The 19,682-nt window shown below is 63.1% G+C and carries 14 protein-coding genes and 1 pseudogene; 7 read left to right on the plus strand and 8 right to left on the minus strand.

Going from position 1 to position 19,682, the window contains the following annotated elements; all coding sequences use genetic code 11:
* Nucleotides 1–200 precede the first annotated feature (200 nt).
* The 3 genes from ACAX43_RS07705 to ACAX43_RS07715 are packed head-to-tail and all read left to right on the plus strand — an operon-like array spanning nucleotide 201 to nucleotide 5,864.
* Nucleotides 201–1,691, plus strand: a complete 1,491-nt coding sequence (locus ACAX43_RS07705; protein ID WP_370707822.1) for a TolC family protein — start codon at nucleotides 201–203, stop codon at nucleotides 1,689–1,691.
* Nucleotides 1,681–2,817 (plus strand): efflux RND transporter periplasmic adaptor subunit, encoded by a 1,137-nt coding sequence (locus ACAX43_RS07710; protein WP_370707823.1) that lies wholly within the window; start codon nucleotides 1,681–1,683, stop codon nucleotides 2,815–2,817. The genes ACAX43_RS07705 and ACAX43_RS07710 overlap by 11 nt, the downstream gene beginning before the upstream one ends.
* Nucleotides 2,814–5,864 carry an efflux RND transporter permease subunit gene (locus ACAX43_RS07715; RefSeq protein WP_370707824.1) on the plus strand — a complete coding sequence of 1,017 codons (3,051 nt, stop codon included), beginning with the start codon at nucleotides 2,814–2,816 and terminating at the stop codon, nucleotides 5,862–5,864. The genes ACAX43_RS07710 and ACAX43_RS07715 overlap by 4 nt, the downstream gene beginning before the upstream one ends.
* Nucleotides 5,865–6,692: 828 nt before the next feature.
* Here ACAX43_RS07715 and hpnK read toward each other — a convergent pair.
* From hpnK to ACAX43_RS07730, 3 genes are read right to left on the minus strand one after another with little or no spacing between them, the layout of a single operon-like run.
* On the minus strand, nucleotides 6,693–7,517 hold the full coding sequence (hpnK, locus tag ACAX43_RS07720; protein WP_370707825.1) for a hopanoid biosynthesis-associated protein HpnK: 825 nt from the start codon (nucleotides 7,515–7,517) through the stop codon (nucleotides 6,693–6,695).
* Nucleotides 7,507–8,769 (minus strand): bacteriohopanetetrol glucosamine biosynthesis glycosyltransferase HpnI, encoded by a 1,263-nt coding sequence (gene hpnI, locus ACAX43_RS07725; RefSeq protein ID WP_370707826.1) that lies wholly within the window; start codon nucleotides 8,767–8,769, stop codon nucleotides 7,507–7,509. Before hpnI (ACAX43_RS07725) ends, hpnK begins: the two co-directional genes overlap by 11 nt.
* A gap of 12 nt (nucleotides 8,770–8,781) precedes the next feature.
* Complete coding sequence (locus ACAX43_RS07730) at nucleotides 8,782–9,132, minus strand: hypothetical protein (protein ID WP_370707827.1); 351 nt, start codon at nucleotides 9,130–9,132, stop codon at nucleotides 8,782–8,784.
* 327 nt (nucleotides 9,133–9,459) lie between these two features.
* Here ACAX43_RS07730 and ACAX43_RS07735 point away from each other — a divergent pair, with 327 nt between their 5' ends.
* Nucleotides 9,460–10,119: a response regulator gene (locus ACAX43_RS07735; RefSeq protein ID WP_370707828.1), complete on the plus strand. Its 660-nt coding sequence runs from the start codon at nucleotides 9,460–9,462 to the stop codon at nucleotides 10,117–10,119.
* Entirely contained in the window at nucleotides 10,116–11,519 is a 1,404-nt protein-coding gene (locus ACAX43_RS07740; protein ID WP_370708302.1) for an ATP-binding protein, read from the plus strand. Before ACAX43_RS07735 ends, ACAX43_RS07740 begins: the two co-directional genes overlap by 4 nt.
* 110 nt (nucleotides 11,520–11,629) lie before the next feature.
* Here ACAX43_RS07740 and ACAX43_RS07745 read toward each other — a convergent pair whose 3' ends face one another.
* The 4 genes from ACAX43_RS07745 to ACAX43_RS07760 form a co-directional block, all read right to left on the minus strand.
* The gene (locus ACAX43_RS07745; RefSeq protein ID WP_370708303.1) at nucleotides 11,630–12,652 is read right to left on the minus strand and encodes a flippase-like domain-containing protein; all 1,023 of its coding nucleotides are present in this window, start codon (nucleotides 12,650–12,652) and stop codon (nucleotides 11,630–11,632) included.
* An 80-nt stretch (nucleotides 12,653–12,732) separates the two neighbouring features.
* Nucleotides 12,733–13,917: a bacteriohopanetetrol glucosamine biosynthesis glycosyltransferase HpnI gene (gene hpnI / locus ACAX43_RS07750; protein ID WP_370707829.1), complete on the minus strand. Its 1,185-nt coding sequence runs from the start codon at nucleotides 13,915–13,917 to the stop codon at nucleotides 12,733–12,735.
* Nucleotides 13,914–15,335 (minus strand): hopanoid biosynthesis associated radical SAM protein HpnJ, encoded by a 1,422-nt coding sequence (gene hpnJ / locus ACAX43_RS07755; protein ID WP_370707830.1) that lies wholly within the window; start codon nucleotides 15,333–15,335, stop codon nucleotides 13,914–13,916. Before hpnJ ends, hpnI (ACAX43_RS07750) begins: the two co-directional genes overlap by 4 nt.
* 303 nt (nucleotides 15,336–15,638) lie before the next feature.
* The gene (locus ACAX43_RS07760; protein WP_007181784.1) at nucleotides 15,639–15,842 is read right to left on the minus strand and encodes a cold-shock protein; all 204 of its coding nucleotides are present in this window, start codon (nucleotides 15,840–15,842) and stop codon (nucleotides 15,639–15,641) included.
* A 375-nt stretch (nucleotides 15,843–16,217) separates the two neighbouring features.
* Between ACAX43_RS07760 and ACAX43_RS07765 the strand changes: the two genes are divergently transcribed.
* Both ACAX43_RS07765 and ACAX43_RS07770 read left to right on the plus strand, forming a co-directional pair.
* On the plus strand, nucleotides 16,218–17,663 hold the full coding sequence (locus ACAX43_RS07765) for an NAD-dependent succinate-semialdehyde dehydrogenase (RefSeq protein WP_370707831.1): 1,446 nt from the start codon (nucleotides 16,218–16,220) through the stop codon (nucleotides 17,661–17,663).
* A gap of 73 nt (nucleotides 17,664–17,736) precedes the next feature.
* A pseudogene (locus tag ACAX43_RS07770) lies at nucleotides 17,737–18,069 on the plus strand (GNAT family N-acetyltransferase); the annotation flags it as partial.
* A gap of 181 nt (nucleotides 18,070–18,250) precedes the next feature.
* Here the strand turns inward: ACAX43_RS07770 and ACAX43_RS07775 are convergent.
* Nucleotides 18,251–19,633 (minus strand): TolC family protein, encoded by a 1,383-nt coding sequence (locus ACAX43_RS07775; RefSeq protein WP_370707832.1) that lies wholly within the window; start codon nucleotides 19,631–19,633, stop codon nucleotides 18,251–18,253.
* Nucleotides 19,634–19,682 lie beyond the last annotated feature (49 nt).

Below are 19,682 nucleotides of genomic sequence, written 5' to 3' on the forward strand. Positions count from 1 at the left end.
CTTCAATTTGCCCGCATTATCCGGCCCGTCAGCTTAACGTTTCCTTATGCCTTCATTATGGGAGGCTTAAGCAACGCTGAAGGGATACTTATGGGACGCTTAATTTCCGTTAAGCGTTCCTTAAGCTCCCGATCAGCAGAATCGGCACCTCTGCGGCATCCGCTCGCGGCTGCCCCCCCTTTTTGTTCAGGAGCCGGATTTTGCCCGTTTTCAACGCCGCACCCGCGGCCATTTCAGCGGCGACCTCATCAGCCAGGCGGCCGGCCACGCCGGTGGCTGCGCTGGCGGCCAGATGGGCGGCCACCCCCGCGGCCCGGCTGCGCGTCCTTGCACCGATTTGCGCGATGCTGCTCGGCGGCTGCACGTGGTATCACCCTGAGCCGCTGGCGCCGCAAGATACGTCGACCTCGGCCCGTTCGCTCGAACGCATCCGCGTGGACCCGTCGAGCATGCCGCTGCCCGAACTGGCCGCGCATCGTTTCGATCCGTCCGACGGACTCGACATCGAGGAAGTCGCGATGCTCGCAGTGGCGAACAATCCCGATCTGAAGGTGGCTCGCGACGACCTCGGCATCGCCCGCGCTCAGGCTTATTCAGCCGGGCTGTTGCCCGATCCGCAACTGAGCGTGTCGAGCGATTATCCGGGCGCGACCGGCACCACTCGAGCATTCAATTACGGCTTGAGCATCGACGTGATGGCCATCGTGCTGCGCAGCGCGAACAAACAATCCGCCGACGCGACAGTGGCCAGGACGGATCTCGGCTTACTGTGGCAGGAATGGCAGATCGTCGCCCAGGCGCGGCAGCTGTTCATCAAGACACGCTTCCAGCAGGACGCGCTGCCGCTCCTGCAACAGCAGCGGGATCTCGCGCGCACGCGCTACGAGCGCATGGCCCAAGCGCACCGCGACGGCGATCTGACCGACGACACACTGACGGCCGCGCTCACCGCCTACAGCGACGCGCGCAAGCAATATATCGACGCCGAGCGCGCGGCGGAACAGACACATCACGATCTGAACGCGCTGCTCGGTCTTTCGCCGGAGGTGCAACTGCAGCTCACCGGCAACGAAGACACCACCGGACTATCCGACACGACGCTCGACGCAGCGCTCGCCAGGCTCGCACAGCGCCGCCCGGACCTGATCGCCCTGCAAGCGGGCTATGAAGCGCAGGAGCAGAAATACCGCGCGGCCATTCTCAGCCAGTTCCCGAACCTGTCGGTGGGTTTCGTGCGCGCGCGCGACACGTCGAACATTTACACCACCGGCTTCCAGATCAATCTGAGCCTGCCGATTTTCAACCGCAACCAGGGCAACGTCGCGATCGAAAAAGCGACGCGTCAGCGTCTGCGTGACGAATATCAGACGCGCCTGAATCAGGCCTACGCCGATGTCGCCCATCTGCGCGCGGACAGCGTCATTCTCACGCGGCAATTGCAGCAGACCGAAGCCGCGCTGCCCGACGTCGATGTCGCCGCGCAGCATGCGGCCGCGGCCTACGCGGAACACAACCTCACGCTCGGCGCCTACACGGACGCGCAAAGCGCCGCGCTCACCAAACGGATCGACGTCGCCACGCTGCGCGAATCGCTCGCCGAACAACGCGTCGGATTGCAGGCGCTGCTGGGCAGCGCGATTCCCGACGCCTTTTCTTCCGCTCAGACCTTCACGGAAACTCATGCGAAATAGTCAACTTCCGACGCGGCGGCCGCGCGTCGCCTCGTATGCGATGACGCTTGCCTGCGCTTTGCTGATGAGCGCCGTCGTCCATGCAGCCGGTGCGGCCAGCGGAGCCAGTGCCCCCGCTGCCGACAATACCGCCGACAAAGCCGTCGTATCCGTGCAAACCGTACGCGTGCAGCGCGCCACCATCGCGCAACCGGTCCGTGCGTATGGCATCGTCGCGGCCTCCGTATCGAACCTCACCACCATCAATCTGCCGTACATCGCGCGCATTGTGCAGATGCGCGTGCAGGCCGGCCAGCGCGTGACGCGCGGCACGCCGCTATTCGTCGTGCAAGCCGATCCTGCCGTGGTGCTTGCCGCCACGCAGGCGAAAAGCGCCGTCACGCTGGCGCAAGGCGAACTGGCACGCACGCAATCGCTGTACGACAAGGGCCTGGCCACGCAATCGCAGCTCGCCACCGCGCGCAAGGCCGCCGAGGACGCGCAGCAGGCCCTCGCCGCGCAGAACCAGACGGGTGTCGCAAGCGGCAACAAGATCATCGTGGCGCCGCTCGACGGCGTGGTTTTGCAGATCTCGGCGGCTCAGGGCGATCAGGTGCAGCCCGGCGCCGCGATCCTGCAACTGGCCGGCGGCAACGGCCGCGATGCCCGTGCGAACGTGATGCTCGGGGTCGAGCCGTCGGACGTCACCGCCATCCACGCCGGCGACATGGTCACGCTGCACGGCCTGTCCACCTCGCTCGCGAAGGCCGCGGCGGACGGCCACGTGGTGCTGGTCGGCGCATCGGTCGATCAGCAAAGCCAGCTCGTCAACGTTGGCGCGAACGTCCCGCTCGGACAGACCGCGTTCATTCCGGGCACCCGTGTCAGCGCCGACATCGCCACGAAAAGCGGCATGCACTGGGTCGTGCCGCGCGCCGCCGTGCTGAAGGACGATAAGGGCGCCTACGTATTCCAGATCACGCCGCAAAACAAGGCGCACCGCGTGGCGGTCGTCACGCAGGTCGAGAACGGCAATCAGTACGGCGTGGACGGTCCGATCGACGCCGCGCAAGGGCTGGTTGTCAGCGGCAACTATGAGTTGAAGGACGGCATGGCGGTGCAAGCACGCGGAGGCGCGCCGCGATGAATTTCGGTCAATGGATGCAGAAGCACCGGCGCTCGCTGCTGTTCGTGATCGCGTTGCTGGCGCTCGCGGGCGCGCTCACGGCGTTTCGCCTGCCGATTTCGCTGTTCCCCAACGTCGCGTTTCCGCGCGCGGTGGTCGCGCTCGACGCGGGCGACCGCCCCGCCGAACAAATGGCGGCGCTCGTCACGATGCCGGTCGAGGAAGCCTTGCGCCGCGTGCCGAACGTACGCGACGTCGAGTCGAAAACGAGCCGCGGCGCGGCCGAAATCTCGATCAATTTCGACTGGGGCACCGACATGGCGCAAGCCACGTTGCAGGCCCAGTCGGCGATCAGCGAAATTCTCGCGAAGCTGCCGCAAGGCACCTCGATGCAGGTGCGGCGCATGGACCCCACGGTCTTTCCAGTCCTCGCCTACAGCCTCACCTCGAAGCAACAGTCGCTCTCAGCGTTGCACGATCTGGCGCAGTTCCAGATGCGGCCGTTGTTGTCGTCAGTGGAAGGCGTGGCGCGCGTCGATGTGATGGGGGGGGCGCAGGACGAGTTCGAAGTCGCGATCGATCCGGCGCGCCTCGCCGCGTACAAAATCGCGCTTTCCGATGTCTCCAGGGCGATCGGCGCGAGCAACGTGCTGATGGCCACTGGCCGCATCGAAGATCACGACAAGCTGTACCTCGTGATTGCCGACAGCACCATCACGCGACTCGACGAACTGCGCAACGTGGTGGTGTCGGCCAACGGCGCGACCCAAATACGCCTCGGCGACATCGCAACGGTCCGTCAGGGCGTGGTGCCGCAGTGGATGCGCGTCACCGCCGACGGTCAGGACGCCGTGCTGCTCAACGTCTATCAGCAGCCGGGCGCCAACAGCGTGACGATGGCCAAGGGCATCCGCGCGAAGCTCGCCGACTTCCAGCATCAGATGCCGGCGGGCGTGCATCTCTCGAACTGGTACGACCAGAGCGAACTGGTGGTCGCCTCGGCGACCAGCGTGCGCGACGCAATCATGATCGGCGTGGTGCTGGCGGCATTCACGCTGTTTGCCTTCCTGCGCAACTGGAAGATCACCGCGATCGCCGTCGCGCTGGTGCCCGTGGTGATGGCGGCGACGATCCTGTTGCTCGACGTGTTCGGCATGGGCTTCAACATCATGACGCTCGGCGGGATGGCCGCGGCGGTGGGCCTCGTGATCGACGATGCGATCGTCATGATCGAACACATCGTGCGACGCATGCGCGAAGCCGGCGCGCACAAGTTCCACGGCCGCGTGATGGCGGCGGCGCTCGAATTCACGCGGCCGCTTGCCGGTTCATCGGCGGCGACGTTGATCATTTTCGTGCCGCTCGCGTTTCTGTCGGGCGTGACAGGTGCGTTTTTCAAAGCACTCTCGGTGACGATGGCAAGCGCCCTGTTCATTTCGTTTCTCGTCACCTGGCTCGCGGTGCCCATTCTGTGCGACCGCTGGCTGAAACCGAAAGACGCCGAGGAGCACAAGGAAACCCGCTTCGCGACATGGATGAACCGGCGCTACGCGTTTCTGATCGAACGCGTCACGGCGCGGCCGATTCTCGTGTTGTTCGGGCTGGTGCCGCTGATCGTGGTGGCCGCGTTCGCCTTCACGCGGGTGGGCAGCGGCTTCATGCCGAGCATGGACGAAGGCGGTTTCGTGCTCGACTACCACACCGAACCGGGCACCTCGATCACCGAAACCGACCGGCTGATGAAACAGGTCGAGCGCATCATCAGCGCGAACCCGAATGTCGCGACTTACTCGCGCCGCACGGGCGCCGGTCTCGGCGGCGACCTGAACGAGCCCAACCGGGGCGACTTTTTCGTGCGCTTGAAGTCGAGCGGTCGAGAGCCGATCGCAACGGTGATGGAAGAAATCCGCTCGAAGATCGAGACACAGGTGCCTGGCGTGAGTATCGAACTCGCGCAGTTGATGGAGGACCTGATCGGCGACCTGACCGCGGTACCGCAGCCGGTGCAGATCAAGATCTATTCCGACGACCAGAACACGCTCGACACGACTGCACGCAAAGTGGCCGCGCAGATCGGCAAGATTCAAGGCGTGGTGGACGTGAACGACGGCATCAACCCGGCCGGCGACGCGCTCGAACTGCACATCCGGCCTGACGCTGCTGCGGCCGAGGGCATGGACCCGCAGTCGATTGCGCAGGCGGTCGCCGACATGGTGCAAGGCAACGTGGCGACGCAATTCCAGACCGGGCCGAAGACAGTCGGCGTGCGAGTGCACGTGGCCGGCGCATTGAAGCTGACCGATACGCAACTGGGCCAGTTGCAGATTCGCGCGCCTGACGGCCATCTGTTCGCGCTCCGTCGTGTCGCCGATCAGGTGACCGTGACCGGCCAGCCGGAAATCAGCCGCGACAACCTCAAGCGGATGGTGGCCGTCACGGCACGTATCGATGGCCGCGATCTGGGCTCGACGATCGCCGACGTGCAGAAGACGCTTAGCGACAAGAGCTTGTTGCCGAGCGGCGTGTATTACGAATTGGGCGGCTTGTACCAGCAACAGCAGATTGCGTTCAAGGGTTTGTTGACCGTGTTCGGCGCTGCGATTGCGTTGGTGTTTGGGTTGCTGCTGTTTCTGTACGAGCGCTTCCGCGTCGCGCTGGCGGTGATGGCGATGCCGTTGCTGGGAGCGGGCGCGGTGTTTATTGGGTTATGGATCACCGGAATCGAGTTGAACATCTCCGCGATGATGGGGATGACGATGATTATCGGTATCGTGACCGAGGTGGCGATTTTTTACGTATCCGAGTTGCAGGGGCTCATCAGGGATGAAGGCGCGGTGTTTGAGGAAGCGCTGATCGCCGCTGGGCGGAATCGGTTGCGGCCGATTGCCATGACCACGATTGCCGCTATTCTGGCGTTGTTGCCGCTGGCGTTTGCTCTTGGGCAAGGGTCGGCTATGCAGCAGCCTCTGGCGATTGCTATTATTTCTGGGCTTATTGTGCAGTTGCCGTTGGTTTTGTTGTTGTTGCCTGTGTTGTTGAAGTTGTTGATGACGAAGCGGGTTTTATAAAGGGGGGTTTTGCCTTTGGCGGCGGCGCTTATTGTGGGGGTTTTTATGGCATTGGCCTCTCCTTGAATTGGTTGTGGTTTATTAGCGTTCCCCCTGTGCGGGGGGGCACCTACTTTTCTTTGCCGCCGCAAAGAAAAGTAGGCAAAAGAAAGCGGCTCAAACCGCTAATTCTAAGCGGCCCCCTTGGCTTGGAGGGGGTAGTGGCCCCGTGGAATCCGGGCTCTCGTACCGTCAACCCCGAGTGACAAAGGTGTCATCAGCTCCCACTCCGCACTGCGTGCGTCGCGGACCGGTCTGCATGGGAAACCAGGGGCTTCGCCTCGGCGCAGCGAGGGCCGTCGGCTTCGCCTCGGCGAGGCGCTGAAATGTGGCCGTACTTCGAGGTGCCGTTGCCCCACGAGCTGCCGCCAGGTTGCGCATACCCATGAAAATTTCGGATATCGAATAAAGGGGGACGCCCCGCAAAGTCAGGGGCAACGCAACGGTGAGTTACCGCACCAAGCGAAACGCCAGCGTAAAAACGCAGTGAGTGGTTTGATGAAGCACCCTTCGGCGCGCGCAGCGCCGCCGGAAGTATGACGCCTTTGTCACTAACGCCGAATGTGCGAGAACACGGATTCCACGGAGCCACTACCGTTTGCGGGCTGCGGGAGCCGCTTAGCATTAGCGGTTTGAGCTGCTTTCTCTTGCTTACTTCTCTTTGCAGCCGGCAAAGAGAAGTAAGTGCCGCCCCGCACAGGGGCAACGCCAATAGACCACTAACAAAACAAGAAAAGGCCAAAGCCATAAAAACCACCACCAACAAACGCCGAGCAGGCAAAAAAAAACTTACACTCCCAACACATCCCCAAACCCACCCACCCTAACACCCACCCCCCGAATCGCAGCAGCGACCCTTGGCGACAAGAGCGCCTGCAACTCATCCGCATGCCGATACTCCAGCATCCCCCGACTCAACGCCCGATCGCCGGCAAAGGCAGGATGACAATAAATCTCCCCTACTCCATCGGGCAAACTGGCGAGCGCAGCAAGCCACACCGCTTCATCCATCCGCCCACTATCAGCAATCCCAACCACATAATCGTTGTGCACAACCCCAGCACGATCCAGCTTCGCCCGCACCTGTGAAATCCACGGCCTCAACCACAGCGGCGCGCTAACCTCGAACGGCAAGCGCATGGCCCGCATCCCATACTCCCGGCCAATCTCCAGAATCAATCCGAGCACCGTAGGATGCAAATGAAAATGCTTGTGCGTGTTGACGTGATCGAGCGTCAAACCGGTCCTGGCAAACGCCTCGAACTGCGCGCGAATCTCTCGCGCCAATTGTTGCCGAACATGCGGCAAAAAGAAAAACCGTACCCCGTCTCGCACCATGTTGTCGCCAAAGCGGCCATGCCCGTCGAGCAATGCGGATATGTCCGCGCGCGGCGCGACCGCATCGCCGTCGGCCAGCACCAGATGCAGCCCGACTCGCAACCCTGGCAGTGCGCGGGCGCGCGCCACCGCATCGCGCGCGGCAGGTGCGCCGATCATCAGGCTCGCGGTCGTCAGCACCCCGTGCCGGTGCGCATGTTCGACTGCCAGATTGACCCGTGAATGCAGGCCGAAATCGTCGGCAGTGACAATCAGCCCGCGTGGCTTAGCCGCCATCCGAAGTCTCCATGACATCCATCACACCCAACCCCGCACCGCGCGCCGCCGACGCGGATGCCTCGACCGGCACGCGCGCGCCGCGCCACACCACGTACGAGCCGAACGCACCGGCAAGCCACTGGAATGTCAGCAACGTATCGCGCAACGGCACAAGCGGCAGGTCGCGCCAGAAAGTGCGTTCATGACGCGCGGCACGCAGATGCAGCAGCATGCGCGCGGCAAAACCCGCTGCCGTGCTGGCGCCGCTCGCAAGCGCCGCCCACAGGTGTACTCCGTCAAACGCCCCTCCCGCAAAGCCGCTAGTGAGCCATGCGCCGACAAAGAGCCAGGGCGTCGGGAACGTGATGAACAGAAACGCGAAGCCCAGCGGGTTCACCGAGCGGATCGTGCGCAGCCAGCGTGTCTCGCGCTGCCACAAGGCCGAAAAGTTTGGCTCGATGACATCGGTGGCCACCATCACGCGCGAGAGCACCGTGCGAAGCCCGAGCGCGCGCACGTGTTCGGCGAGCCAGTAATCGTCCGCGAGACAATTTTTTAGCGCGTCGAAACCGCCGATACGCTCGAGTGTCGCTCGACGTAAAGCGAGCGTCGCGCCGAAACCGAAGCGGCGCGAACCGGCCGCGTGCGCGACGCGCACCGATGGCGCGAACCACTCGTTGATGAAGAGCGCACCCACTCGCGGCCAGAAGCCGCCGACGCCCTGCGCCACGTAAAGACAGGTCACCACGCCCACACGCGGATCGGCGAGCGGCGCGGCCACGGTGTCGAGATAATCGGCTTCGACAGCAATGTCGCTGTCGGCAACGACGATCACGTCGTGACGCGCCCGCTCCGCCATGTTGATCAGATTGCTAACCTTGAGATTGCTGCCGTGCACGCGGGTATCGACCGCGAGCTCGATGTCGTGCATCGGAAAGGCGGCCTGCAAACGGCGCACTACGGCGATGGCGGGATCGTCCGGTGAAGACACCCCGAGCACCAGTTGGAAATGCCCGTGGCGCTGGTCGCAAAAAGTCCTGAGATTTTCGTAAAGACGCGGCTCGGCGCCGCACAGCGGCTTGAGCACGCTCACGCCCACATTGGCGAAGGGATGCAGCGGATGCGACGCCCGGGTGGCGGCACTCGCGGCACCGGCGCGGCGCGCCGCGAAGAACGGCATGGCCACCGCCGCCAGCATCGCGTAAAGCGAAGCCGCCATGCAGCCGGCTAGCAGAACCCATTGGCATGTCGTCAATGCGTGCGCTGCCATCGCCTGGTTCCGTCAGTACCCGGCCAGCACGAACGGTCTGCCCGTAAAGCGCAAATGAAGAATGACGAGCCAGCGCCTCGGACAATTCGCCGCGACCGACACTGGCCGCGTGGGCCCGATATGCGGGATCGCATGACGACTCTGAATGGCGAGCTCGAAGGCGGCATACGCGAATCGCCGCATCACGATCACGCCGCCGATAATCAGCGCGAGCGCAAGGAGCTGGAACGTTGCGGAACCGAAGACCTGCCGGGACACCGGCAAGACCAGCAGCGCCAGCAAAGCGAAGACTTCGGTACCCATAGCCGTGAGTGAAGCCGCCATCAGATGGGCTCGCAGCATGTCGACAGTGACTGGCTTCATGGCGTGGCCTCGTGACCTGACGGGATGCACGGCGATACGCAGCAGCGCGATTTTCCGGTCACCAGCACCGGCCGTACATTCCATCGATGTGCTTACGATTAAGTCGCGATGTTCTGATTACACGACGTAGTTTGCGCGCCCAGGATGAGCGCGCGGCATTAAACCGCTGAATGCCGATAGTATCGATTCAAGCTGAAGGTAACCTTAAGGAAGAAAGAGGTATAAAGCATGTAAGCAATATGCTGGTTACACTTCGAATGCGCGGTTCGGCGCGTGCTTAAAAGCGGTTGCCGCCATGCAATAAACATCGAACGGAATCTCTTATCCATGCGCGTACTCCTCGTAGAAGACGACGACCTGATCGGCTGCGGTATCGAAGCGGGACTCCGTCAAGCCGGTTTCACCGTCGATTGGGCGCGTGACGGCCACAAGGCCGGTCTCGCGCTCGACACCACCGCCTATGCGCTCGTACTGCTCGATCTCGGCTTGCCACGGGTGTCGGGCATGGAGCTTCTGAGGCGGCTGCGCGACGCCGGCAAGGACGTGCCGGTGCTGGTGCTGACCGCCAAAGGCACGGTGGCCGACCGCGTGGACGGCCTTGAAGCCGGCGCTGACGACTACCTCGGCAAGCCTTTCGACCTGACCGAACTGATCGCCCGTTGCCGGGCCCTGCTGCGCCGCGCGCAAGGCCGCAGTGTCGAGATCATCCGCTATCAGGACCTGACGGTCTATCCCGCCGCGCAAACCGTCGAAGTTGGCGAAACGCGCGTGTCCCTCACCTCGCGTGAATGGGCGATCCTGATGCAATTGTTGATCAATCAGGGGATCCCCCAGTCGCGCTCGCGCCTTGAAGAGAGTTTGTATGGATGGCAGGAAGAAATCGAAAGCAATGCGATCGAGGTGCACGTGTCCAATCTGCGCAAAAAGCTCGGTGCCAAGTTGATCAGAACCGTGCGCAATATCGGGTATGTGGTGGAGAAAGCCTGATGTCGGCATCGATCCGCCGGCGCCTGATGCTGCTGGTCTTAACCAGCATCGTGCTGATCTGGGGCATCGCGCTGATATCGAGCTACGGTCAAGCCACGCGCGAAGTCGCCGAATGGGAACAGGCGCGCCTCGCTGAGCTCGCGCAAATCCTCGCACTGCTCGACCAGCGCAATCTGACCACGCTTGCCAATGCGCGCATCGACGTGCGCGAGGAAGAAAAAGGCGGCGAGCCCGGCGCCAACGATAGCGACGACGACGACTCCCTGCCGCGCGACGCGCTATTCCAGGTGCGCAACGCGAACGGCGAGGTGCTGGCGGGCAGCCCGCAATTGCATGCACTGCAGGCGTGGGACCTGCCCGTGCCGGCCGCAAGCGGCGCGCAAACCATCACGCTGGGCGGTCAGCTGTGGCACTCGTTCACCTTGCGCGACACCCCGCTCGGCCACACCGTGCGCGTGTTCGAACCGGCCAATACGCGCAGCGATCTGGTAAGCGGCGTCGCGAGCCGGATCGCCCGGCCCACGCTGTTGGCGCTACCGGTGCTGGCGCTGCTGGTGTGGTTCAGCATCGGCTGGAGTCTCGCGCCGCTGAAGCTCCTCTCGGGCGCAATCCGCGCGCGCGATATCAACCGGCTGGAACCGGTCGACATCGGCCGGGCGCCGACCGAGGTGCGGCCGCTCGTCGATGCAATCAATCTCGTGCTGTCGCGCCTGCGGCACTCCATCGAGCGCGAACGCGCGTTTACCGCCGACGCCGCCCACGAACTGAAGACGCCGCTTGCCGCGATCAAGGTGCAGGCGCAAGTCGCACTGGCCGAACCGGACACGGCGCTACGGCAGCTGGCAATGCAACGCGTGGTGCAAGGCGTCGATCGCAGCGCGCGGCTCGCGGAGCAATTGCTGCTGCTTGCGCGTCTGGACGCGCACGAAAAAATGTCGACGGCGCCGCTCAGGCCCGCAGCGGTGGCAAAAGACGCGCTGCTTGCCAATGAACGCAACGCGCGGCAGAAAAACATTCGTGTGACGCTCACTGGCGACCTGCGCGCCGAGATCAAGGCGGAGCCCGTGCTGATCGGCATCCTGCTCGATAACCTGCTCGATAACGCGATCAAGTTTGGGCACACCGGCGGCACCGTGGAGGTGGCGGTACAGCATGACGTCGACCGGGTTCAGCTGACCGTACGCGACGACGGTCCCGGCGTCGCACCCAGCGATCTCGCTCGCCTGACGAATCGATTTTTCCGCGCGACCGGCGCTCACGCAACCGGCAGCGGGCTCGGCCTCTCGATCGTGGCGCGGATCGCGGAACATTTCGGTGCGAGCCTGCGTCTCGGCGCGGGCATCGACGAGCGCGGCCTCGCGGTCGAAGTGTCGTTTCCTGCTTATGCGGGCGGGCGCTGAGGGCGTCCTTTGGGTGTCGCTGAGGCAACCGATACGACTGCTGCGGAAACCGCGGACAAGACCTTTGCGGAGTCGGGCGAACAAGGGAAGCGTTTCGCGTTCGTGCCGCCCTAGCGCTGACCTGCCTCGCTCACCGCGGTCTGTCCTGCGCGTTCCGCCCGCTTCGGCGCGCGATTCGACGACTCGGCAAATTGCCACGCCACGAGCCCGGGCACGAAGATCAGCAGGTCACGAATGCGCCGCGCGCCGGCAAGCGCGAGGCAGATGGAAGGATCGAGGCCCAGCGCGCCACCGATCAGAATGAAACCGCCCTCCTGGACGCCCAGGCCGCCGGGCACGAAGAAAGCCGCGCTGCTGATCGCCTGGATCAGCGATTCGATCACCACCGCTTCGACCAGCGTCACGTGCACGCCGAGAAAGTACAGCGCGAGCCAGATTTCCAGCGACGTCAGGAAGCATTGCAGCGGTTGCCAGAAGAACAGATAGCGCAACACCACGCCGCGCCGCCGCCAGATCAGCTTGATGGCCTGATCGATCTGCGCGGACTGCCCGACGAGCGCGGCGAGCTTGCCGCTCGTCATGCGATTGAGCATGCGCGTGATGCGCTCGAACGGACTGGCGTGCTGCACGAGGGCGAACAACACCAGCAGCGGCGTCAGCACCACGACGCCCCACGCCAATTGCCCGGCGAGCCGCAGCGTGTCGGAGTGGGCGTGCGCGAACAGAAAACCGATGCCGACCATCGTGAACAGCAACTGGCTGATCACCGTGAGCTGCATATCGACGATGATGCTGCCGACCGCCGTGGGCGGCCGCACGCCCCAACGCTTGAGCATCCGGAACGACACTACCTCGCCGCCGATACGGGCCACTGGCAACATGCTATTGACGGATTCGCGCACCCAGACGAGATGCAGCATATTGGCGATGCCCGGCCGGTTCGCGCCGCGAATCAGCGAGCGCCAGTCGCAGGCATTGGCGAGCATGGGCAGCACGTGCGCGATCGCTGCCAGCAAGAGACCCGCGCCCGCGGCACGCAGCGCGTCGAGCACGGCGCCGGGGTTGTCGTGACAGACCAGCCACAGTGACACCAGTAAGCCGGCAAGCGCGGCGACGCGGCCGAGATGCTTCATCACGCGGCCATCCTTCGCGCGTGCCTGACTCCCGCCGCCCTGCTGACACCGTCCTGTTCGAAAGACCCACCCATCATGGCTTACCCAACCTGCTGTTCATCCGTCATTCCGTCCTGTGCCGCCGACAACAGGCCGTCGCCATCCACCTTGAAGCTGAAACCCCGCCAGATCACGCGCGAGGAGCAGAAGCTTGCCACGAAAATCGCAAACGACACGATATCCCATATCGGCAATAGCCACAGGTCGCCGTGTGCCTGACGCAACGCGCGATCGGACAGCCGTTTCAGCACGAGCCGAGCGCAGATGGCGACCAGCGCGAGCGGCCACGACCAGAACGCGCCACCCGAGAAGACCATGGCGAGCAGCGCAAACGCGAGCGGATGAATCAGCGCCGAGCCGAGATGGCCGAGCGGGTCGATGCTGCGAATCGTGCGGCTCCAGCGCAGTTCGTGCGCGATCAATTGCGTCGCGCTCGATTCGACGCAGGCATGCGCGATCGTGAACGGCGGAATCACCACCTTCTCGCCGATCATGCGCACGGCTTCGCCGATTGCATGGTCCTCGGCCAGGTGCTTCACGAAGGGCGTGAACCCGCCGATTTTTTCAAGCGTATCGCGCCGCATCGCGATGGTCTGCCCGAAACACGGGCGCGCGAGACCGAGCGCAAGACCCGTGACCACACCGGGCAAGAATTGATAGTTGGTGGCCTTGGCCGACATGCGCGGCCAGAAACCGGGATCGGGCGCGCCGCGATACACGCAGGTGACGAGTCCGACGCCGGGCTTCTGCAATTCGCCGATCACATTGCGCAGATAATCCGGCCCAACGCTCACGTCGCTGTCGGCGAACACCAGCACGTCGTGCCGTGCCTGCGGCAGCATATTGAGGATGTTGCTGATCTTGCGGTTCGGACCATACAGGCGCGCGTCGGCAACCACCGTGATGTCCGCTTCGGGGTGCAGGCGCCGCAGATCGTCGACGGCTTGCAAGGCCGGATCGGCCGAATCGTGCACGCCGAACAGGAATTGCACGGGACCCGGATAGTCCTGCCGACAGAAGCTCGACAGATTGGTGAGCAGCGCCCACTCATTGCCGTGCAACGGTTTGACGATCGTGACCGGTGGAAAACTGGTCGGCTCGGACACCGCTCTCGCGAAGAACCGGCCGATCAGCGCACTGGCCAACACCGTGTAGGCGACGCCGAAAACCGCACTCGCCGCACACGCGTACCCCAGCGCGACGGCAAGCAGATGCACGGCGCTCACGCTTCGTGGGCGCGCAGGAAGCGGAAGAATTCGACGCCTTCACGCAAGCGCCGTTTCATCATGTCCCAGCTCGTGAGCATCTCGCGCAGAATTTCCCAGATCTTTGACGGACGGAAATAGAAGCGTTTGTAGAAGTTCTCGAGCTGGTGGTAGATCTCGTCACGCGACAGATGCGGATAGCCGATCGCCGCGAGCTGCACGCCTGATTTGCTGACGAGATTGATCACCTTGTTCTCTTCCAGCCAGCCATTTTCGACCGCCTGGTTGTAGAGCGTCGTGCCGGGATATGGCGCCGCGAGCGAGACCTGAATCGTATGCGGATTGATTTCCTTCGCGTACGTGATGGTCTTCTGGATCGTGTCCTGCGTCTCGCCGGGCAGCCCCAGAATGAACGTGCCGTGAATCTTGATGCCGAGCTTGCGGCAATCCTCGCTAAAGCGCCGGGCGATGTCGGTGCGCAGCCCCTTCTTGATGTTCAGCAGAATCTGGTCGTCACCGGACTCGTAGCCCACCAGCAGGAGGCGCAGGCCGTTTTCCTTCATGATCTTCAGCGTCGCGTAGGGCACGTTCGCCTTGGCATTGCACGACCACGTCACGCCGAGCTTGCCGAGACCACGGGCGATTTCCTCGACGCGCGGCTTGAAGTCGGTGAAGGTGTCGTCGTCGAACATGATCTCCTTGACTTCAGGCATGTTGTCGCGAATCCACTTCACTTCTTCGAGCACGTTTTCGACCGAACGCGTGCGGTAGCGATGGCCGCCCACCGTTTGCGGCCACAGGCAGAAGGTGCATTTCGAACGGCAGCCGCGGCCCGTGTAGATCGACACGTACGGGTGCTTCAGATACCCGATGAAATAGTTGTCGATCTTCAGATCGCGCTTGTAGACCGGCGCGACGAACGGCAGCTCGTCCATGTTTTCGAGGATCGGGCGCGCTTCGTTGTGTTCGATCGAGCCGTCGGGGGCGCGATAGCTCAGACCTTTGATCCCGGCGAACGGTTTGCCTTCGGCAACGTCCTGGCAGGTGAAGTCGAATTCTTCGCGGCAGACGAAATCGATCGCCTCGCTTGCCGTCAGCGAATTGTGCGGATCGACCGCGACCTTCGCGCCGACCATGCCGATCAGCAGCGAAGGCTTGCGCTTCTTCAGGTCTTCGGCGAACAGGGCGTCGGTGGGAAAGGACGGCGTGCTGGTGTGGATGACCACCAGATCGTATTGCTGCGCAATGTCGAGTGTTGCTTCGACGGACAGGCCGTCCGCCGGGGCGTCGAGTACACGGCTATCGGGGACGAGCGCGGCGGGCTGCGCGAGCCACGTCGGATACCAGAACGAGCGAACTTCACGCTTGGCCTGGTAGCGCGAACCCGCGCCACCGTCGAAGCCGTCGTACGACGGCGCCTGCAAGAACAGGGTTTTCATGGATGCTCCAGCAAGCCTTTGATCGGCGCTTTCAGCTTTCTGTCGGAAAACGATCGGAACTATTGCCCGCAGGATACACGAGGGCACAGGGAATCGCGCAAATACTACGGAGCAAAGCTGAAGGAAACCTTAAGAAAAATACGTCCTGCCGCGTTGTTCCAGCGGCTTACTTCCGGCTTTGCCCAGCTCGCGCTTCTGCATTTAAAGAGGCTGGCGATTCACATAATGAACGTGAATGAATCGCCCTTGCCGCAACGAAAATTTGCCGGCCGCCCACCTGCGTGCGCGGACCGGCCACTGCTTTCACACCGGCTTGATGTCGGCCGCCTGCTTGCCCTTGGGTCCCTGCTTGATTTCGAAGCTGACCTTCTGGTTTTCCTGCAGCGATTTGAATCCTTCGCTGCGAATTTCTGAAAAATGGGCAAACAGATCCTCGCCACCGTCATCCGGTGTGATAAAGCCAAAGCCCTTCGCGTCATTGAACCACTTCACTGTACCGGTTGGCATGTCGATTCCTCGTTTGCAGCTGGGTTGATCGGGTTGCGTTCGCCGTCTTTCGCCTGCTGCTTTCGAGCGTTGCTCCTGCTTACTTCAAGCACCGTCTAACGCCGCTGGCTCCCGCCGGTTTCTGCTACTGCGGCTTGACTTTACGCCTGTTTGCGCGACGCCGCTCAGGCAGTCATTTCCGCGCTGCCGCAACGGGCGCCGCCAGGCGCATGCCGCGCATCCGCCGTGGGCACCCAGCGATGCGATCGCGCGCAATCAGATAAGATGATTGTTATCGGCAGTCCATCCTTGGCCGCGCTGGTCCAGCCCGTTGACTCACAGCTTTTTCACTCACGACCGCGCGACCTATCGTTGTCCCACTTACAGGAACCCAGCATGGCCACCTCGAGCTATACCGATACCCGACTTCTGATTAACGGCGAGTGGTGCGATGCCGCCGGCGGCAAAACCCTCGACGTCATCAATCCGGCCACCGGCCGGGCCATCGGCAAGGTGGCCCATGCCGGCATCGCCGACCTGGACCGGGCACTGGCCGCCGCGCAAAGCGGCTTCGAAGCCTGGCGCAAGATCCCGGCCAACGAACGCGCGAGCACCATGCGCAAAGCCGCCGCGCTGGTACGCGAGCGCGCCTCCGACATCGGCCGCCTGATGACCCAGGAACAGGGCAAGCCGTTCGCCGAAGCACGGGTCGAAGTGCTGGCCGCGGCCGACATCATCGAATGGTTTGCCGATGAAGGCCGCCGCGTCTATGGCCGCATCGTGCCGTCGCGCAACCTGGCGGCGCAGCAACTGGTTCTGAAGGAGCCGATCGGCCCGGTGGCGGCATTCACGCCGTGGAATTTCCCGGTCAACCAGGTCGTGCGCAAGCTGAGCGCGGCGCTCGCGAGCGGCTGCTCGTTCCTCGTCAAGGCGCCGGAGGAAACCCCGGCGTCGCCGGCGGCGCTGCTGCAGGCGTTCGTGGAAGCCGGCGTGCCGGCGGGCACGGTCGGCCTCGTGTTCGGCGATCCGGCGGAGATTTCCAGCTACCTGATTCCACATCCGGTGATCCGCAAGGTCACGTTCACCGGCTCGACGCCGGTCGGCAAGCAGCTGGCGGCACTCGCCGGCGCGCACATGAAGCGCGCGACGATGGAATTGGGCGGTCATGCGCCGGTCATCGTGGCCGAGGATGCCGACGTGGCGCTGGCGGTTAAAGCGGCCGGTGGCGCGAAGTTCCGCAATGCCGGCCAGGTCTGCATCTCGCCGACGCGCTTTCTGGTGCACAACAGCATTCGCGAGGAATTCGCTGCCGCGCTGGTCAAGCACGCCGAGAGCCTGAAGCTTGGCGATGGTCTCGCGGAAGGCACCACCCTGGGGCCGCTCGCCAACGCGCGCCGTCTCACCGCGATGAGCAAAGTGCTCGACGACGCGCGCAAGACCGGCGCCAAGGTCGAGACGGGCGGCGAACGCGTGGGCTCGGAAGGCAACTTCTTCGCGCCCACTGTGCTGACCAACGTGTCGCTCGAATCGGACGTGTTCAACAACGAGCCGTTCGGCCCGATCGCGGCGATCCGCGGTTTCGACAAGCTCGAAGAAGCGATCGCTGAAGCGAATCGTCTGCCGTATGGTCTCGCGGGTTATGCGTTCACGAAGTCGTTCCGCAACGTGCATCTGCTGTCGCAACAGATGGAAGTCGGCATGCTGTGGATCAACCAGCCTGCCACGCCTTCGCCGGAAATGCCGTTTGGCGGCGTTAAGGATTCGGGCTACGGTTCGGAAGGGGGTCCGGAAGCGATGGACGGCTATCTGGTCACGAAGGCGGTTTCGGTGATGGCGGTTTAAGGCGGGTTTTTAGACTTTTACCGGCTCACTGTGCCAGGTCCGCGAGCGCTCGTTCGCGGACCTTTTTCTTGTTATGAACGACAACACCGTTGAACCTATGCAACCAACGCTGACGGGACGCTCTGTGGAGCTCCGGCCGCTTCAGCAGGAACACGCACAGGGTCTGCTCGACGCCGCCGCGGACGGTCAGTTGTGGACCCTGAAGCTGACTGTCGTGCCGGGCCCTGAAACCATCGGCAGCTATATTGCTACCGCGCTCGACGGACGCGAGGCCGGTACTGTGATGCCTTTCGTGATCGTCAGACGGGATACGGGTGCGATTGTCGGCAGCACGCGGGTCTGGAAGATCGACCGGACGAACCGGAAGCTGGAAATCGGCCACACGTGGTTAAGCAAATCGGTGCGCTTTAGCATCATCGATGAGGAGTGGGCGGAGGTGAAGGTGATGTTGGAGGGGAAGCTTGGGCGATGGTGAAATGCCACACGCTGACACCTTCGTCACGCGCCACACCAGTTTCGCAGGAGCGCCGAAAGCTTTTCCCGTACTAGACTGAAGCGCTATGAACAGCGGCTGTCTCTAGCGGCTTTCAACGCAGATCATGTAGTGCCAGACGTCCCATCTTCGCCGCGAGGTCGAGTCTCGCTGCTCGCCAGTCCGTCAGCGCCTGGATACGGCGGCGGTGAGCGTCCGACAATGAGGATTGGGCGTTGAGTAACTCAAGAACGTTACCAACACCGGCGACATATCGGTGCTTCGCGGCGTCGAAAGAACGCTGGGCGATCTGCAGCAGCACAATACCGTTCCCCACGTTTTCGATACCCGTTTGCAGTGCCTGATAGCTCTTCCAGACATCGAGCCCAACCTGCTGCCGGGCTTCATCGAGCCTATATTGCTGGACTTCCACCTGAGCGTGCGCTTGCCGGACCTGATAGGTCCGGCCGAAACCTTCGAACAATGGAATCTGTACCTGGACACCGACGTACCAGTCATGTCCAGTCGCAGGAAATTGCGGCTCGCCGAGCCCCAGACTGGCAGGCTGGTTGTTCTGGCTGTACTTCGCAACGAAGCTTACGTTAGGCAAACCTTGGGACAGCGTCTGCTGCTCCCTGGCAACCGCTGCTTCGAGTGTCGCCTTGGCAGCCGCGACGCTCGGATGCATGCGTTCCGCGTCTGCGATCATCTCAGCGACCGCTTCGGTGAAGTCGCTATCGGGCACCACACCATCTTCAACCGCAGGCAGAGTGATGGATTGAGTCGGGCTGAGACCCATATCGGCGGCCAGCGTACCGAGCGCTGTTTGCAGGTTCCCCGCCGCCTTTGCCCTGTTGAAGGTAGCCTGTGCGTACGAGGTCTGCGCCTGCAACTGATCGGAAATTGCCGCGACACCGTGATTTACACGAGCGGACGCGGCGGCATAGCTGTCGTGTGCAATACGCTCCGTTTCCTGCGCGGCGGCCAACTGCCCGGTTGCAGCCTGCGCCGAATAGTAATCTGTCGCCACAGAAGAGAATGTGGCTTGCAGCGTGGCGTCCTGATTCGCACGGGCCGCAGCAAGCAGTTCCTGCGCATTGCGCAACGCAGCCCGTCTGCCGCCAAAGTCATATAACACCCAATTGAGCGAAACCGAACCGGAGTGGACCGTTGACCGGTTCGCTGAACTGAGGCGTGGATAGCCGCTCACATCGGTGACTGAATCGTCGCGCACTTCCTGCCACGTAGCCGAAACATTCGGCAAATACGCCGCCTTTGCCGCGCCAACGCCCGCGGCCTGTAGCTTGACGTCCCCCCACGCTTCGCGTGTCCTGGGGTTGTTGCATAACGCCCGATTCACGGCCTCGTCGAGACGCAGTGGCTGTCCCGGCGCGTCGAACACACAGGGCGAACCGGCATTGCCGGCATTAGCCGAGACAAACCCTGCAGCCGGTGTTTCGGAAACGTCATTGCCAGTCCTGAACACATCCAGAGCCATCGCTGCTCCCGGTGCTCCAGTCGACAGCGATAGCACCCCCAGCAGACGG

Origin of the sequence: Paraburkholderia sp. IW21 (assembly GCF_041321145.1) — a bacterium.
Lineage (GTDB): Bacteria > Pseudomonadota > Gammaproteobacteria > Burkholderiales > Burkholderiaceae > Paraburkholderia.